This is a genomic window from Pseudomonas sp. NPDC087690 (assembly GCF_044743175.1).
GTDB lineage: Bacteria > Pseudomonadota > Gammaproteobacteria > Pseudomonadales > Pseudomonadaceae > Aquipseudomonas.
In genome coordinates this window covers 314688-330447 of sequence record NZ_JBIUVX010000002.1, presented here as the reverse complement: position 1 = coordinate 330447, position 15760 = coordinate 314688, and the positions used below count along the sequence as shown (strand labels likewise).

Genomic DNA, 15760 nt, shown 5'->3' with positions numbered 1-15760 from the left:
CCGAGGGCCGCCAATAGAAGGCGACCACCGCTGTAATAGAGTCAGAGCTTGATCCAGGTCGCTTTCAGCTCGGTGTACTTGTCGAACGCGTGCAGCGATTTATCGCGGCCGTTGCCCGACTGCTTGAAGCCACCGAACGGTGCGGTCATGTCGCCGCCGTCGTACTGGTTGACCCAGACGCTGCCGGCACGCAGGCCACGGGCGAAGGTGTGCGCCTTGCTGAGGTTGCTGGTCCACACGCCGGCGGCGAGACCGAAGATGCTGTCGTTGGCGATCTGCAGCGCTTCTTCAGCGGTGTCGAAGGTGATCAGCGACAGCACCGGGCCGAAAATTTCTTCCTGGGCGATGGTCATCGCGTTGGTCACGCCGTCAAACAGCGCCGGTTGCACGTAGAGGCCGCCGGTTTCTTCGAGGGTGCGTTGGCCGCCGGCGATCAGCTCGGCGCCCTGCTCACGACCGATGCTGATGTAGCGCAGCACGTTATCGAGTTGACGCTGATCGACCACAGCACCGACGGTGGTCGCCGGATCCAGTGAATGACCCGGTTTCCACGCTTGCAGCGCTTCCACCAACAGTGGAATGAACTGCTCACGGATCGAACGCTCGACCAGCAAGCGCGAACCGGCGGTGCAGACTTCGCCCTGGTTGAAGGCAATGGCGCCGGCCGCTGCTTGTGCTGCCGCGCGCAAGTCCGGTGCGTCGGCAAACACCACGTTCGGGCTCTTGCCCCCTGCTTCGAGCCAGACGCGTTTCATGTTGCTCTGGCCGGCATAAATCATCAGTTGTTTGGCAATCGCCGTGGAGCCGGTGAAGGCCAGCACGTCGACGTCCATGTGCAACGCCAGCGCCTTGCCGACGGTATGGCCGAAGCCTGGCAGGACGTTGAACACGCCTTTCGGAATGCCGGCATCCAGCGCGAGCTGGGCGATGCGGATCGCCGTCAGTGGCGACTTTTCCGAAGGCTTGAGAATGAACGAGTTGCCTGCTGCCAGCGCTGGAGCGAACTTCCAGCTGGCCATGATCAACGGGAAGTTCCACGGCACGATGGCCGCAACCACGCCGGAAGGCTCGCGAGTGACGAGGCCCAGTTGGTCGTGGGGTGTGGCGGCGACTTCGTCGTAGATCTTGTCGATGGCTTCGGCGCTCCAGCGGATCGCGTTGGCGGTCGCCGGGATGTCGATGCTCATCGAATCGCTGATCGGTTTACCCATGTCGAGAGTTTCCAGCAGCGCCAGTTCTTCCTGGTTCTGCAGGATCAGATCGGCGAAGCGGATCAGAATGCGCTTGCGCTCGGCCGGGGCTTTTTTCGCCCACACGCCGGATTCAAAAGACTGGCGCGCGACTTCAACGGCGAGGTTGGCGTCGGCTTCATCGGTGCTGGCCACGGAGGCGAGGAAACGGCCGTCGACGGGGCTCAGGCATTCAAACGTGTCGCCACTGATGGCCGGGCGGTATTCACCGTTGATGAATGCGCGGGCTTCGATGGTCAGGGACTGGAAGCGTTGTTCCCAGTCGTTGCGGGTCGTTGTCATTGTTGTGGCTCGACAAGGGGGATTGGGGGTGTTGTCTGGCTGCGATGTCTGGCTTGGGATGGCTGCCCTCACCCTAGCCCTCTCCCAGGGGTAGAGGGGACCGATTCGGGGATGCTCAGAATCTCCGCCGACCTGAAAAATCTTTGCCGAATCCATAATCGACTGGATCGTTCAGGTCGCCGGATATATCGATACAACCCGGTCAGTCCCCTCTCCCTCGGGGCGGTCCGACGTTTCGGGAGGGTTAGGGTGAGGGGCTCTTCAGCTTTTGAGGGCCTCAACCCATCACACCGTATGCAGATACCAGTTGTACTCAAGGTCAGAGATCGAGTTCTCGAACTCGGCCAGCTCGCTCTCCTTACACGCGACAAACACGTCGATGTACATCGGGTCGATGTAGCGGGCCATGACTTCGCTGTCGTCCAGCTCGCGCAATGCATCGCGCAGGTTGTTCGGCAGGCTCTGTTCGTTCTGCTCGTAGCTGTTGCCTTCGACCGGAGCGCCCGGCTCGATCTGGTTGGTCAGACCGTGGTGAATACCGGCCAGCACCGAAGCCATCAGCAGGTACGGGTTGGCGTCAGCGCCAGCCACGCGATGTTCGATACGCACAGCGTCGGCCGAACCGGTTGGCACACGTACCGCAACGGTGCGGTTGTCGATGCCCCAGCTCGGCGAGTTCGGTACGTAGAACTGCGCGCCGAAGCGGCGGTACGAGTTGACGTTCGGGCAGAGGAACGCCATTTGCGCAGGCAGGGTCTCCAGCACACCGCCGATCGCGTGACGCAGTGCGGCGTTCTGCTCGGGATCCTCGCTGGCGAAGATGTTGTTGCCTTCTTTATCCAGAATCGAAATGTGTACGTGCAGACCATTACCTGCCTGGCCCGGGTACGGCTTGGCCATGAAGGTGGTGTCCATCTCATGGTCGTAAGCGATGTTCTTGATCAGACGCTTGAGCAGTACCGCGTAGTCGCACGCCTTGATCGGGTCGGAGACGTGATGCAGGTTGACTTCGAATTGCGCCGGGGCGCTTTCCTTGACGATCGCGTCAGCCGGGATGCCCTGCTCTTTCGCACCTTCGAGGATGTCTTGCAGGCAATCGACGTATTCGTCGAGATCGTCGATCAGATAGACCTGAGTCGACACCGGACGCTTGCCGGACACCGGCGAACGTGGCGATTGTGGACGGCCGTTCACGTTGTCCTGATCGATCAGATAGAACTCGAGTTCGAATGCTGCGCAGATGGTCAGCCCGAGGTCATCGAATTTGCGTACGACGTTGGCCAGCACTTCACGCGGGTCAGCGAAGAACGGCTGACCTTCGATTTCGTGCATGGTCATTAGTAGTTGTGCGGTTGGGCGCTTCTGCCACGGCTCGATGCTCAGCGTGCCGGGGATCGGGTAGCAGATGCGGTCGGCGTCGCCGATGTCCAGACCCAGGCCGGTGCTTTCCACCGTGGAGCCATTGATGTCGAGGGCGAAAAGCGAGGCCGGCAGGTTGATGCCTTTCTCGTAAACCTTATGAAGACTGGTGCGTTCGATGCGCTTGCCGCGCACCACACCGTTCATATCCGCAATCAGAAGGTCGACGTACAAAACCTCAGGATATTTCTTAAGGAATGCGTTTGCTTCGTTGAGTTGAACGGTACGCAGAGGGACCGACATGATGCACCAATTTAGCTGTTAATTATTATGTTCACTGCTGTTTCGCCGAGCCAGTCAACCCGAACGGCAAAGTGAAGTCAATAGCGAACAGATGGCCGCTCAGGGTTTATTTTTCGGGCTTTTTTTAACACTTGCGTGCCAATACAGGCGCCAGAGCCCCGAGAATCATGAAGATATGATGAACGGCGTTTAGAATTTTTTACATGGCAGTTGTTAATTAAAATCAACGAGGCTAAGCTCCGGAAAAGCTCGTTCAAGTGTCAAACTTCGAGGTGAATAAAAATGGCATTCAAGCCATTGATCGGCGTTACTGCGTGCGTCAAACAGATTGGCCTGCACCCCTATCACATCAGCGGCGACAAGTACGTACGTGCTGTCAGCGTTGGCGCTGAAGGGCTGCCAGTGGTCATTCCTTCCCTTGGCAAGCTGACTGAAATCGAAGACCTGCTCGGTCAACTCGACGGTCTGCTGCTGACCGGCTCGCCCTCCAACGTGGAACCCTTCCACTATCAAGGCCCGGCCAGCGCCCCCGGCACGGATCATGATCCGGCGCGGGATGCCACCACCCTTCCTTTATTGCGTGCAGCCATCGCGGCGGGCGTTCCGGTGCTCGGCATTTGCCGTGGCTTCCAGGAAATGAACGTGGCGTTCGGCGGCAGCCTGCATCAGAAGGTGCACGAGCTACCGGGCATGCTCGATCACCGCGAAGCCGACAGCCCGGATGTGGCCGTGCAATACGCACCGGCCCATGCCGTGACGGTATTGGCCGGCGGCGTGTTCGAAGCGCTGGAGTTGCCGGGCGAGTTCCAGGTGAACTCGATTCACAGCCAGGGCATCGACCGCCTCGCCCCCGGCCTGCGTGCCGAAGCAGTGGCGCCGGACGGTTTGATCGAGGCGGTCTCGGTCGAACACAGCCCGACCTTCGCCCTCGGCGTGCAATGGCACCCGGAATGGCAAGTGCTCGACAACCCGAACTACCTGAAGATTTTCCAGGCATTCGGCGCGGCTTGCCGGCAACGGGCGGCGCGGCGCAACCAGCGCTGACCCAAGCAAAGAATACATAACGATTTACTGCCCCCACGGACGTCGGGTGTGCCTGCGCACATCCGTCATTCGTGAACAACAACACCCGTAATAACAACAAGTACGACCCAGGCAGCCAGGACGGCGGCGCCGAACAAGCCCTCGGCAGTGCAAGGTCAGTCAGGAATGCGCAATTCCCCTGTAGGAGTGAGCCTGCTCGCGATAGCAATAGACCAGTCAACAGAGATGTCGACTGACATGGCCTCATCGCGAGCAGGCTCACTCCTACAGGGGATGTGTAATGACTGAAATTGCGCTTACAGGCTTGCAATCCACTTAAGCCCGGCCACATTGGCCCGGCGAACGAAACCTGTTGGGAGTTTCACATGGCAAACGCCTCCAGCACTTACAGGAAGGCACTTGAAGGTCATCAGCAACCGAAAAAGGTGCTGGTGAAAGTCGATCGTGTCACCAAGAAGTTCGACGAAACCGTGGCCGTGGACGATGTGTCCCTGGAGATCCATCAGGGCGAAATCTTCGCCCTGCTCGGTGGCTCCGGTTCGGGCAAATCGACCCTGCTGCGCATGCTCGCCGGTTTCGAGCGCCCGACCGAAGGGCGGATTCTGCTCGACGGCGTGGACATCACCGACATGCCGCCGTACGAGCGGCCGATCAACATGATGTTCCAGTCCTATGCGCTGTTCCCACACATGACCGTCGCGCAGAACATCGCCTTCGGCCTCAAGCAAGACCGTTTGCCCGCCAGCGAAATCGATGCCCGTGTCGATGAGATGCTGCGTCTGGTGCACATGACTCAATACGCCAAACGCCGTCCGCACCAGTTGTCCGGCGGTCAGCGTCAGCGCGTCGCCCTCGCCCGCTCGCTGGCCAAGCGTCCGAAGCTGTTGCTGCTCGACGAGCCGATGGGCGCACTGGATAAAAAGCTGCGTTCGCAGATGCAACTGGAGCTGGTGCAGATCATCGAACGCGTCGGCGTGACCTGCGTGATGGTGACCCACGACCAGGAAGAGGCCATGACCATGGCCGAGCGCATCGCGATCATGCACCTCGGTTGGATCGCGCAGATCGGCAGCCCGGTCGACATTTATGAAGCACCGGTCAGCCGCATGGTCTGCGAGTTCATCGGCAACGTGAACGCCTTCGACGGCACCGTGGTGGAAGACCTTGAAGGTCACGCGATCATCCACAGCCCGGACCTGCAGCAGAAGATCTACGTCGGTCACGGCGTCAGCACTTCGGTGCAGGACAAGTCGGTCACCTACGCGATCCGTCCGGAAAAAATGCTCGTCAGCACCACCCAACCTGAATTCCGCTACAACTGGTCCGAAGGCAAGGTGCATGACATCGCCTACCTCGGCGGTCACTCGGTGTTCTACGTCGAATTGCCCGGCGGCAAAATCGTCCAGTCGTTCATGGCCAACGCCGAACGCCGCGGTGCGCGTCCGACCTGGGACGACAAGGTCTACGTCTGGTGGGAAGACGACAGCGGCGTGGTACTTCGCTCATGAACATGCGCAAATTCAAACGCCGCATCAACCGAATAATCCCCAATGGCCGCCAACTGGTCATCGGGGTCCCGTTCATCTGGCTGTTCCTGTTCTTCATGCTGCCGTTCTTCATCGTCCTGAAGATCAGCTTCGCCGAAGCCGACGTGGCCATCCCGCCGTACACCGAGATCTACACGTACGCCGAGCAGAAGCTGCAACTGCTGCTGAACCTGGGCAACTACGCGATGCTGGCGGGCGACGAGTTGTACATCGCCGCTTACCTCGGCTCGCTGAAGATGGCGCTGATCAGCACCATCCTCTGCCTGCTGATCGGCTACCCGATGGCCTACGCCATCGCCACTGCCCGTAAAGAGATGCAAACGGTGCTGGTGCTGTTGATCATGATGCCGACCTGGACCGCGATCCTGATCCGCGTTTACGCGTGGATGGGCATACTCAGCAACAACGGTTTGCTCAACGGGTTTCTGATGTGGACCGGGCTGACCGATCACCCGATCGAGATCCTCAACACCAACACCGCTGTGTATATCGGCGTCGTGTACGCGTATTTGCCGTTCATGGTGTTGCCGCTGTACGCCAACCTGGTGAAGCACGACGGTAGCTTGCTGGAAGCCGCGCAGGATCTGGGCTCGAGCAACTTCAACAACTTCTGGAAAATCACCGTGCCGCTGGCCAAGAACGGCATTATTGCTGGCTGCATGCTGGTGTTCATTCCGGTGGTCGGTGAGTTCGTGATTCCGGAGCTGCTCGGTGGCCCGGAGACGCTGATGATCGGTCGCGTGCTGTGGCAAGAGTTCTTCAATAACCGCGACTGGCCGGTGGCGTCCGCGCTGGCGGTGGTGATGCTGTTGATCCTGATTGTGCCGATTCTGCTGTTCAACCGTAGTCAGGCCAAAGAAATGGAGGCGCGGGGATGAAACGCTTCAATTTTTCCAAGTTCATGCTGATCTTCGGTTTGATGTTCATTTATCTGCCGATGCTGATTCTGGTGATCTACTCGTTCAACGCATCCAAACTGGTGACGGTGTGGGGTGGCTGGTCGGTGAAGTGGTACGTCGGTTTGCTCGACAACACGCAGTTGATGGGCTCGGTGGTGCGCTCGCTGGAAATCGCCTGCTACACCGCGATTGCCGCCGTAGCGTTGGGCACTCTCGCCGCTTTCGTCCTAACCCGTGTAACGCGCTTCAAGGGCCGCACGCTGTTTGGTGGCCTGGTGACTGCGCCATTGGTGATGCCCGAAGTGATCACCGGTCTGTCGCTGTTGCTGCTGTTCGTGGCGATGGCACAGTTGATCGGCTGGCCGCAGGAGCGTGGCATCGTCACCATCTGGATCGCCCACACCACGTTTTGTGCCGCTTATGTCGCGGTGGTAGTCTCCGCCCGCCTCCGCGAGCTGGATCTGTCGATCGAAGAAGCGGCGATGGACCTCGGTGCGAAACCGTTCAAGGTGTTTTTCCTGATCACCATTCCGATGATCGCGCCGTCGCTGGCGGCGGGCGGGATGATGTCGTTCGCCCTGTCGCTGGATGACCTGGTGTTGGCGAGCTTCGTTTCCGGGCCGGGTTCGACGACCTTGCCGATGGAAGTGTTCTCGGCCGTGCGTCTGGGCGTGAAGCCTGAAATCAACGCCGTGGCCAGCCTGATTCTGCTGGCGGTGTCGCTGGTGACCTTCCTGGTCTGGTACTTCGGCCGCAAGGCAGAAGCCAACCGCAAACGGGCGATTCAGGAAGCGATGGATCAAACCGCGAATGAGTCGTGGCAGCAACCGCAACAAGCCGCCACCGCTTGACCAGTAGGAGCTGCGGCACGCTGCGATCTTTTGACGTTGTTTTTGAAGATCAAAAGATCGCAGCCTCGTTTCACTCGACAGCTCCTACACAAATATAGTCAGCCCCTCGGTCAGTCCCCTCTCCCTCGGGAGAGGGTCAGGGTGAGGGGGCTTCGTGCAATGTGAATAAAAAGAATGGAGTTGTACCGATGAAAATGTTTGGCAGGACTCTGCTGACACTGTCCTTAATGGGCGCAATCGTCATGGGCGCCCAGGCCAACGACAAGGTGCTGCGTGTTTACAACTGGTCAGATTACATCGCGCCGGACACCGTCAAGAAGTTCGAAGACGAGACCGGCATCCGCGTGACCTACGACGTTTTCGACAGCAACGAGACCCTTGAGGCGCGCTTGCTGGCGGGCAAATCCGGCTATGACTTGGTCGTGCCGTCGAACAGTTTCCTGGCCAAGCAGATCAAGGCTGGCGTTTATCAGACGCTGGACAAATCGAAGCTGCCGAACTGGAAGAATCTCAACCCGGTGCTGCTGAAAAACGCCGCCGCCAGTGATCCGGACAACGCCCACGCGTTCCCGTACATGTGGGGCTCGATCGGCATCGGTTTCAACCCGGCCAAGGTCAAGGAAGTGCTCGGCGCCGACGCCCCGACCAATTCCTGGGACTTGCTGTTCAAACCGGAAAACGCTGAAAAACTGAAAGCCTGCGGCATCAGTTTCCTCGACTCGCCGACGGAAATGATTCCGGCCGCCCTGCACTACCTGGGTTACCCGGTGAACGACAAGGACACCGCGCACATCAAGGAAGCCGAGGCGCTGTTCATGAAGATTCGCCCGAACGTGGCGTATTTCCATTCCTCGAAGTACATCTCCGATCTGGCCAACGGCAACATCTGCGTGGCGGTCGGTTACTCCGGTGACGTGCTGCAGGCCAAGGCCCGCGCGGTGGAATCGGGCAACAACGTGGTCATCGACTACAGCATTCCCAAGGAAGGCGCCGGCAGCTTCTACGACATGGTCGCCATCCCGCGTGATGCCGCCAACGTCGAGAACGCCTGCCTGTTCATGGACTTCCTGATGCGTCCGGACATCATCGCCGAGATCACCAACAGCAACGGCTACAGCAACGCCAACGCGGCGGCTACGCCATTGGTGGATGAAGCGATCCGCAACGACCCGGGCTCGTACCCGTCGCAAGCGGTGATGGCAACGTTGTATGCGGTACCGGATCAACCGATTGCCACGCAACGGATCATGACCCGTGGCTGGACCCGGGTGAAGCTCGGTAAATAAAAACACCGATGATCAACAATGTAGGAGCGAGCCTGCTCGCGAAAGCGGTAAGACAGGCGACGAAAATATTGGATGTGCCGACGCCTTCGCGAGCAGGCTCTCTCCCACAATGAAGCAATGCAGTGCTGAAAAATTTCCCGTTCACGCAGCGCCTTACCACCGCTGCACCCTGCTATGAACGGCCTCACCTGGCTCCCTCGGTTCAGGTGAATTCTCAGGCGCCCTCGGGCGCCTTTTTTTGTGCCTTCAGATCAGCGGCCAATCCTGCAGAATCCGATAGCGGCCCTTGTGTGATTCGAACAAAGCAAAGCGTTCAGCGCGCAGAAAAAACGCCGGCGGCGTAGCGGATTCCGGCTCCGGCGCGCGGTACTCACGGGCCAGCGTCAGATGCGGGCGAAACTCGCGAGGCGTCTCTTCAAAGCCAAAAGGCAACATCGCCTGCTCCAGCGCATAGACCAGGCGCAACAACGCCTGCGGCGCCTGCTCCGGCGCCAGCGACAACACCCCGGCGCGATGCCAGACCTGCAAGCGATCCAGCGCAATCTTCAGCGCCTCACCCGGCGTACGCACTTGGCCGGCGGCCTCGCAGACTTCGTTGATCTGCGCCAATGGCACCGCGCCGAGAAACAGCAGCGTCAGATGAAAATTGTCGGCCGGTACCGGTTTGCCGGTTCGCAAGCCCAGCTCTGCTCGCCATTGTGCAATCGCCTTGCGTTGCACCGGAGGGCAATCGAGGGCGAAAAACAGTCGTTTTGTTTCATCGGTCATGGCCCTGCTCCCCTGTTCATCGTGACCTGCCGGATTCTACACAGCCTGATCTGACGACTCGCGACAGGCAGCTATAGTTCAAGGATTGCCATCAAACCGGAGGCGGCCATGCGCGAGATCCTCAGCAAAGAACCGTGGTGGGCCCGCCCGCCGCATCCCGGTCAGGATGAGAAGGAACTGGAATGGGGCTGGCTGGTGCACTACAGCGAGGGTGAGCCGCGCTTTGAATTCGTCCGCGAACGCCCGACGGACGAGCAGATCCGCGAGCGCAAAAGCTGCCGTATCACCCCCACATCGGAGTGAACACAAAACCTGTAGGCCTTCGCCTGCTCGCGATGGCGGCAGGTCTGCCAATGAGGTGTTGAATGTGCAGACGCCATCGCTGGCAAGCCAGCTCCCACAAGGTCGTGCGGTGCGCCCACCATTGCTGGCTTCACAAAAAACCTGTGGGAGCTGGCTTGCCAGCGATAGCGGTGTGTTAGTCAATGACGATTTGAATGTGCAAGCGCCATCGTGAGCAGACGAAGGCCTACAAGAGATTTGCGCTGGCCTCAGGGTTCGAGGATGTTTTTAAAGCCGCCAAAGATCATCCGTTGGCCGTCAAACCCCATCGGGTTGACGTCCGGTTGCATGCGCGGGTCTTCCATCATTTTTGCCATGCCGGCATCACGGGTGGCTTTGTCCGGCCAGATCAGCCAACCAGCCGAAACCGTTTCGCCTTCCTCGAGTTTGACCGCCATCGGAAATGACGTGACTTTGCCGTCCGGCACGTCATCGCCCCAGCACTGCACCACGTCCTGCGCGCCGTATTCCTTGAACAGTTTTGCCGCGATATCGCAGTGTTTTTTGTACTGCTCACGATTGGCAGTCGGCACCGGCGCCACAAAAATATCGATGTAAGCCATGATCATTCTCCTTGTACGTTGGGTTCGATCTGCTGACTGGTCGATTGCGGCGGTTGCCATTCGACATGATTCACACCCAACCCGACCGACGGCTCATCGCCCTCACCCAGATTGCGCTCAACCTGCCCGGCCATGTGCAATGTGCCGGCCATGACGCCAGTCGTCGGGTTCTGCACCAGTTTCAGCCAGGCTTTGTCGAAGGTGCTGCCAAGACTGCTGCGGATCAACGCTTCGCTGTCGGGCCGATCATTGGCCTGGATGATCGCGCGGATGCCCGCCACACCGACCGAAATCAGCCCGCCAGCCAATTTACCTGCAGCGGCGGCAACCGCACTGGCAGCCCCGCGCGGGGCCATTTCCGCCTCCATCCGCTGGCTGGCACGCTTGGCCACCGGGGCCATGCCGGCATCCGTCGAGGCAATGCCCTTGGCGCCACCCTCGGTGTGGATCTTGTCGATCAGCGCGGCATACGCCGGCAAGGTGTTCAACGGCGCGGTGCTGATCACTTGCAGCAGCGACGCATCCCGTGCCGGCGGCGGGCCGAGGGCGATGGCCGGGATCTTCTGCAAATGCCCGTTGAGCTGCGCGACGGGCACACCGTGACGCTGGGCGATGAGCGGCATCTGTTTGGCCATCAGTTGCGTATAAAACTCGGTGGCCTGTCCGAGGATCGCGTCCGGGTCGATCTCCACCGCCACCGGCGCCAGCACTCTTTCCTGATATTGCTCAAGCAGATACGCCGCCAGGCGCTTGGCTGAAGCGTCCTGTTCGCCGCCAGCGCTGACCGTGTACCAACTGACCTTCATCGATAGCCATTCCTGGGTCCAGTAGCTGCTGAACCACGGGATGAAATTTTCTTCAGTTTGCTGATAGACGCGAGTACGCCAATGTTCCATCGAGCCACGGGCGAACAGCTTGACCTGCTCGGTGGACTGCTGCGAAGCGCTGACGATTTCGCGGTCGATCTGCTGCCAGGTCTGCGGCGAGACGAACACGGCTTGCGGCGCTGACACCGGTGCCCGCGCCGAGGTGGCGCAACCGGCCAGTAGCAACAGGGCGGCGACGAGCAGCGCACGCGGATTCACGGTAGGGGTTTCCTTCAAATTGGGAGGATGCAGATTTGAGTATAGGTGGGTCAATTCAGCCTGATGTTGGATGTACCGGCCTCATCGCTGGCAAGCCAGCTCCCACAGGGCCCCATGTTGTGAATGAGATTGTGTTTACAACACATATCCCTGTGGGAGCTGGCTTGCCAGCGATGGGGCCAGAAAATTCACCACAAATACCCGGACCATCACTGCCGTCGATATTCACCATCGCCACGAATGCCTTCCGCTCGCAGCCAACGAAAGGCACGATTGCCCCATCCGAGACACAACGAGGAGTTCACAACATGATTCACACCCACGTCACACTCTCCGTGAGTTTCCCGGTGTTCGGCAGCAACTATTACGATCAGCACGCCGTATCGCACAAGACTCAGGCGCTGGTGTTCAACGAAGATTTCGACGATCTGCTGATGCCTGCTGCGAGCAACCATTTCAGCAATGAAGTGGTCGGCATCAACGATCAATTCCGCTTTCTGAGCGACATCCTCGCCACCCATTTGCTGGACATCGAGGCCTCAAGGCCTGCGCGATCCAGCGTCCAGGCGAGCGCTCATTTTTAATTGAGAGGCAATGACAGAGGGTGTTCCTTGACGGGAACGCCCTCTGGCCGGTCAATCAATCAGTCATCATCCCGATCACGATAGTAACGACGGCCATCGCGGCGGTCATCGCGGTCGTCCCAGCGCCGATCATGATCGTAATTGCGCCCGTGATCGCGGTCGTAATGCCGGCCATGGCGGTGGTCATCATCAAAATCCGCGACACAGCCACCGAGCAATACGGCGGCGGTCACAGTCAGCAGCATCGTTGTTGCGCGCTTCATTCAACACATCCCTAAAACCAAGGTCTTGACGACGGAATCGGCCGCGCTGCCCACGCCCTCACCTTCGGGACGCGGTGCGCGCAGCCGCCCATACGACCGGGTAAAACCGTGTTGATTCAGTGGCCACTATCGACCGTTTGTCGCCCTGCGCGTTCGCCACATTTTCGGGTTGGCGGATCTGAATCGATACACCTGCACATGACGAAATTGTAACGCCCTCATCACCTTGGCGTTATCAGCAGCCTGCAACGATGTCACCCGGCGACCATGCCGGCGGCCCTTGCCTTGCCCGCCGCACAATAAAACCCACGCCGAAGCACGTTCCCGTTCTGCCCAACCTCAGGAGTGAATGATGGTTAACAATTCAAGAATGTCGATGGCCGCATTAGCGGTAGTGGCTGGTTGCGCACCATCCATAGTGTTGGCGGAGGACAAGCCGGAAGGCTTTATCGAAGGCAGCAGCCTGACGCTACTCAACCGCAACTTGTACTTCAATCGAGATCACCGCAACGGCCAGTCCAGCCCTACAGGCAATGGCTATTCAGAAGCCTGGGCACATGCGCTGATCGGCAAGTTCGAATCCGGCTTCACTCAAGGCACCGTCGGGGTGGGTGTTGATGCATTTGCAATGATCGGCTTGAAGCTCGACACCGGCGACGGGCGCAATGGTGGTCGCAGCTCGTTTGATGTGCTACCGGTCAACAGCGACGGCGAGGCGCGGGATGAATACACCAAGGTCGGTGGTGCGGCAAAAGTGCGGGCGTTTGATACGGTGCTCAGGATCGGCGATGTATTCCCGGCCAACCCGGTTGTCGCGGCAGGTGACTCACGCTTGCTGCCGGAAAGCTTTCGCGGTGTAACGGCGACCAACACCAGCATCGAAGGTCTGTCGGTACAGGGGGGGCGACTGCATGCAATGAGCCAGCCGGTGTCCAGCGACCTGCGTGAAAACTTCGCGACGTTCTACGCCGGACCGGTCAACTCACCATGGATTGCTTATGGCGGCGGCGACTATGCGCTGAACAAGAACCTCAGCGTCAGCCTCTATTCCAGTCGCCTCAAAGACGCGTGGAATCAGTATTACGCCGGTACCGCTTGGACCTATCCACTGTCCGATGATGTGTCGCTGTTCGGTGGCCTGAACTATTACAAGGCCGTCGACGAGGGCAAACAACTGCTCGGCGAGTTCGACAACAACATCTGGAGCGCGCGCATTGGCGTGAAGCTCGGCGCCCACTCGGTCGCCCTCTCCCACCAGCGCAACAACGGCAATGACGACTTCGATTACCTGCGCCAGTCCGATTCGATATTCCTCGACAACTCGATCCAGTACAGCGACTTCAACTCGCCGAAAGAGCGTTCGTGGATGGCGCGTTATGACCTCGACATGAGCACTTACGGCGTACCGGGTTTGTCGTTCATGACCCGTTACGCGCGCGGTACGGATGCCGACTATTCCAACGCCAACGCGGTGTACATGCGCCGCGATGCCGAGGGCAATCCGCTGACCGATCAGAAGCGTTGGGAGCGCGATATCGAAGTCAAATACGTGGTGCAAAGCGGTTCGATGAAAGACCTGTCACTGCGCTTGCGCCAGGCCACCACCCGCGCCACGGCGTTCGAGTCGGATCTGGATGAAGTGCGGGTGATTGTCGAGTATCCGTTGGCGATTCTTTGATTGCGCGGTTGATGCAAATTCACCTTTAGAAGCTCCTTGCTCCTTTGGTAAGAGGTGAATCCTTTGGCGTCCTTCGGGGCGCTTTTTTTATGTCTGGACTTCACTCGGTCAACTGCAGGAGTGAGCCTGCTCGCGATGGCGCTGGACCAGTCGATGAAGATGTTGGCTGTACCGACGCTATCGCGAGCAGGCTCACTCCTACAAGGGTTATGCGGTGGACATCGACGTTATCCAGTGCTTCGTTCACCGCCAGTTCGCCGAGCATGACGACCTGAGCGATACCCAGCAGGGTCTCGCGATGGGTGCCGCCCAACAGCGCGGCGAAGTCGCCGAGCATCACTGTGGCCGAGGCCAGGGATTCGCTGACGTTGGCCAGTAATGATTCGGTGTCGGCTTTGGGATTGACCAGGAACATCTGGTTGGGGATGTACGGTGCGGACATGATGGCGGCCGACGGTTTGAGCTAGAAGTCGAGGGCGCGGTCGGCGGCTTCGTGGAGTTTTCGGGTGTCGACGGAGGCGTAGGGGGATGTTGAGTTGGCGTCGGGGATTGCGTCTGTTTCTGGGGGATTTGGGGTTGGCTTTTTCATAATGTTTTACTCAGCTTGAAGGTGGAGCTGACCCTTTTGGTTCCACGCGAAAGGGTGGCAGCTGTACGCAGGTTGGAACCCGGGCAACTGAGCAAACCCGACAGACTCGAAGTCTCCCGCGCACAGAACGTGTAGGAGCTGCCGAAGGCTGCGATCTTTTGATCTTGATCTTTAACATCAAAGTCAAAAGATCGCAGCCTTCGGCAGCTCCTACAGTGGACCGCGTTTAGACGTTACAGATTCAGCTGCCGCCGTTCCGACACACGCCCATCACGCTGTACTTGATGGTATTGATCTGACCTTTGGAATCCTCGTAGGTCATCGCGGTGGGCACCACTTTGCACCCAGGCTGCGGCTTCACCACGCTCACCACTTTGACCACGTCCAGCTTCATGCCGTATTCGTAATCCTTCACCACCGGCGGCGCTTTGCCCTGATTGGCAGCGTACTGTTCCATGGCTTTGCTATTGGCGCTGAGCGCGCGTTCAAAGGTGCGGTCACCACCGCCTTCAGCCAGCACATTCACCGACATCGCCATGACAGCGGCGAATGCGATCAACTTGAGTAATTTCATATCCATTTCCTTCCCGTCCTGGCGTAAAAAAAGCCCGGCATCGATGCGCGATGAAGGGCTTGTTCAGCTGCAGCAGGCTTACAGATCGCGGGTTTTGTCGTCTTTCTTGTCAGTGACGACAACCGGGTTGCCGGCGGCTTTTTCCTTGGCGACAAACAGCTCCATGGAGCGGTCGTTGTTGGTCATCATCCGCTCGAAAGTACGGTCGCCGCCGCCTTCGGCCAGGGCCACGGAAGAGATCACCAGAGCGACTGCGAAAGCACTGAGTTGGGCAAGTTTCATCTTTGATTCCTCGTTTAAGTAGCTGACGGGATCAAGGTAACAAGGCGCACCTTTCGTGACGGTGGCGGGGAAATTACATATCCGTTATCTCCCGGGCCCTCTTCTGAAGTCGAACACAAACCTGTAGGAGTGAGCCTGCTCGCGATAGCGGTGGGTCAGTCAATGTAGATCTGACTGATAGACCGCTATCGCGAGCAGGCTCACTCCTGCA

General features: G+C 59.0%; 16 protein-coding genes and 1 pseudogene. 8 read left to right on the top strand and 9 right to left on the bottom strand.

What is annotated here, in order from left to right; all coding sequences use genetic code 11:
* Positions 1-41: 41 nt before the first annotated feature.
* Complete coding sequence (locus ACIPIZ_RS05560) at positions 42-1532, bottom strand: aldehyde dehydrogenase (RefSeq protein WP_064389317.1); 1491 nt, start codon at positions 1530-1532, stop codon at positions 42-44.
* A 285-nt stretch (positions 1533-1817) separates the two neighbouring features.
* Positions 1818-3194, bottom strand: coding sequence for a glutamine synthetase family protein (locus ACIPIZ_RS05555; RefSeq protein ID WP_401164463.1), 1377 nt, complete (start codon positions 3192-3194; stop codon positions 1818-1820).
* Between the two features lie 282 nt (positions 3195-3476).
* Here ACIPIZ_RS05555 and ACIPIZ_RS05550 point away from each other — a divergent pair, with 282 nt between their 5' ends.
* The 5 genes from ACIPIZ_RS05550 (at position 3477) to ACIPIZ_RS05530 (ending at position 8821) form a co-directional block, all read left to right on the top strand.
* Positions 3477-4238: a gamma-glutamyl-gamma-aminobutyrate hydrolase family protein gene (locus ACIPIZ_RS05550; protein WP_401164460.1), complete on the top strand. Its 762-nt coding sequence runs from the start codon at positions 3477-3479 to the stop codon at positions 4236-4238.
* 365 nt (positions 4239-4603) lie between these two features.
* Positions 4604-5746: an ABC transporter ATP-binding protein gene (locus ACIPIZ_RS05545; RefSeq protein WP_007919249.1), complete on the top strand. Its 1143-nt coding sequence runs from the start codon at positions 4604-4606 to the stop codon at positions 5744-5746.
* A 35-nt stretch (positions 5747-5781) separates the two neighbouring features.
* Positions 5782-6663, top strand: coding sequence for an ABC transporter permease subunit (locus tag ACIPIZ_RS05540; protein ID WP_401164785.1), 882 nt, complete (start codon positions 5782-5784; stop codon positions 6661-6663).
* A complete protein-coding gene (locus ACIPIZ_RS05535) occupies positions 6660-7535 on the top strand; it encodes an ABC transporter permease subunit (RefSeq protein WP_064389313.1) in 876 nt (291 codons plus the stop codon). Before ACIPIZ_RS05540 ends, ACIPIZ_RS05535 begins: the two co-directional genes overlap by 4 nt.
* Positions 7536-7723: 188 nt before the next feature.
* Positions 7724-8821 carry a polyamine ABC transporter substrate-binding protein gene (locus ACIPIZ_RS05530; RefSeq protein WP_401164457.1) on the top strand — a complete coding sequence of 366 codons (1098 nt, stop codon included), beginning with the start codon at positions 7724-7726 and terminating at the stop codon, positions 8819-8821.
* A 246-nt stretch (positions 8822-9067) separates the two neighbouring features.
* Here the strand turns inward: ACIPIZ_RS05530 and thpR are convergent, their stop codons facing one another.
* Entirely contained in the window at positions 9068-9589 is a 522-nt protein-coding gene (gene thpR, locus ACIPIZ_RS05525; protein ID WP_401164455.1) for an RNA 2',3'-cyclic phosphodiesterase, read from the bottom strand.
* A 108-nt stretch (positions 9590-9697) separates the two neighbouring features.
* Between thpR and ACIPIZ_RS05520 the strand changes: the two genes are divergently transcribed.
* On the top strand, positions 9698-9892 hold the full coding sequence (locus tag ACIPIZ_RS05520) for a hypothetical protein (protein ID WP_105704904.1): 195 nt from the start codon (positions 9698-9700) through the stop codon (positions 9890-9892).
* A 248-nt stretch (positions 9893-10140) separates the two neighbouring features.
* On the opposite strand, the gene ACIPIZ_RS05515 is transcribed toward ACIPIZ_RS05520, so the two are convergent.
* Together ACIPIZ_RS05515 and ACIPIZ_RS05510 are read right to left on the bottom strand one after the other, a co-directional pair.
* Entirely contained in the window at positions 10141-10494 is a 354-nt protein-coding gene (locus ACIPIZ_RS05515; RefSeq protein ID WP_122854270.1) for a DUF1428 domain-containing protein, read from the bottom strand.
* 2 nt (positions 10495-10496) lie between these two features.
* Positions 10497-11579, bottom strand: a complete 1083-nt coding sequence (locus ACIPIZ_RS05510; RefSeq protein WP_064389309.1) for a hypothetical protein — start codon at positions 11577-11579, stop codon at positions 10497-10499.
* A gap of 308 nt (positions 11580-11887) precedes the next feature.
* Here ACIPIZ_RS05510 and ACIPIZ_RS05505 point away from each other — a divergent pair, with 308 nt between their 5' ends.
* Positions 11888-12163 carry a hypothetical protein gene (locus ACIPIZ_RS05505; protein ID WP_064389308.1) on the top strand — a complete coding sequence of 92 codons (276 nt, stop codon included), beginning with the start codon at positions 11888-11890 and terminating at the stop codon, positions 12161-12163.
* A gap of 59 nt (positions 12164-12222) precedes the next feature.
* On the opposite strand, the gene ACIPIZ_RS05500 is transcribed toward ACIPIZ_RS05505, so the two are convergent.
* Positions 12223-12426 carry a hypothetical protein gene (locus ACIPIZ_RS05500; RefSeq protein WP_007918829.1) on the bottom strand — a complete coding sequence of 68 codons (204 nt, stop codon included), beginning with the start codon at positions 12424-12426 and terminating at the stop codon, positions 12223-12225.
* Positions 12427-12778: 352 nt separating this feature from the next.
* Here ACIPIZ_RS05500 and ACIPIZ_RS05495 point away from each other — a divergent pair, with 352 nt between their 5' ends.
* Complete coding sequence (locus ACIPIZ_RS05495; protein WP_150647250.1) at positions 12779-14104, top strand: OprD family porin; 1326 nt, start codon at positions 12779-12781, stop codon at positions 14102-14104.
* 220 nt (positions 14105-14324) lie between these two features.
* On the opposite strand, the pseudogene ACIPIZ_RS05490 reads toward ACIPIZ_RS05495, so the two are convergent.
* The 3 genes and pseudogenes from ACIPIZ_RS05490 to ACIPIZ_RS05480 all read right to left on the bottom strand — a co-directional run.
* A pseudogene (locus ACIPIZ_RS05490) lies at positions 14325-14693 on the bottom strand (DUF6124 family protein); the annotation flags it as partial.
* A gap of 241 nt (positions 14694-14934) precedes the next feature.
* A complete protein-coding gene (locus ACIPIZ_RS05485; RefSeq protein WP_122661491.1) occupies positions 14935-15267 on the bottom strand; it encodes a DUF2790 domain-containing protein in 333 nt (110 codons plus the stop codon).
* Between the two features lie 78 nt (positions 15268-15345).
* Positions 15346-15549, bottom strand: coding sequence for a co-regulatory protein PtrA N-terminal domain-containing protein (locus ACIPIZ_RS05480; protein ID WP_064389305.1), 204 nt, complete (start codon positions 15547-15549; stop codon positions 15346-15348).
* Positions 15550-15760 lie beyond the last annotated feature (211 nt).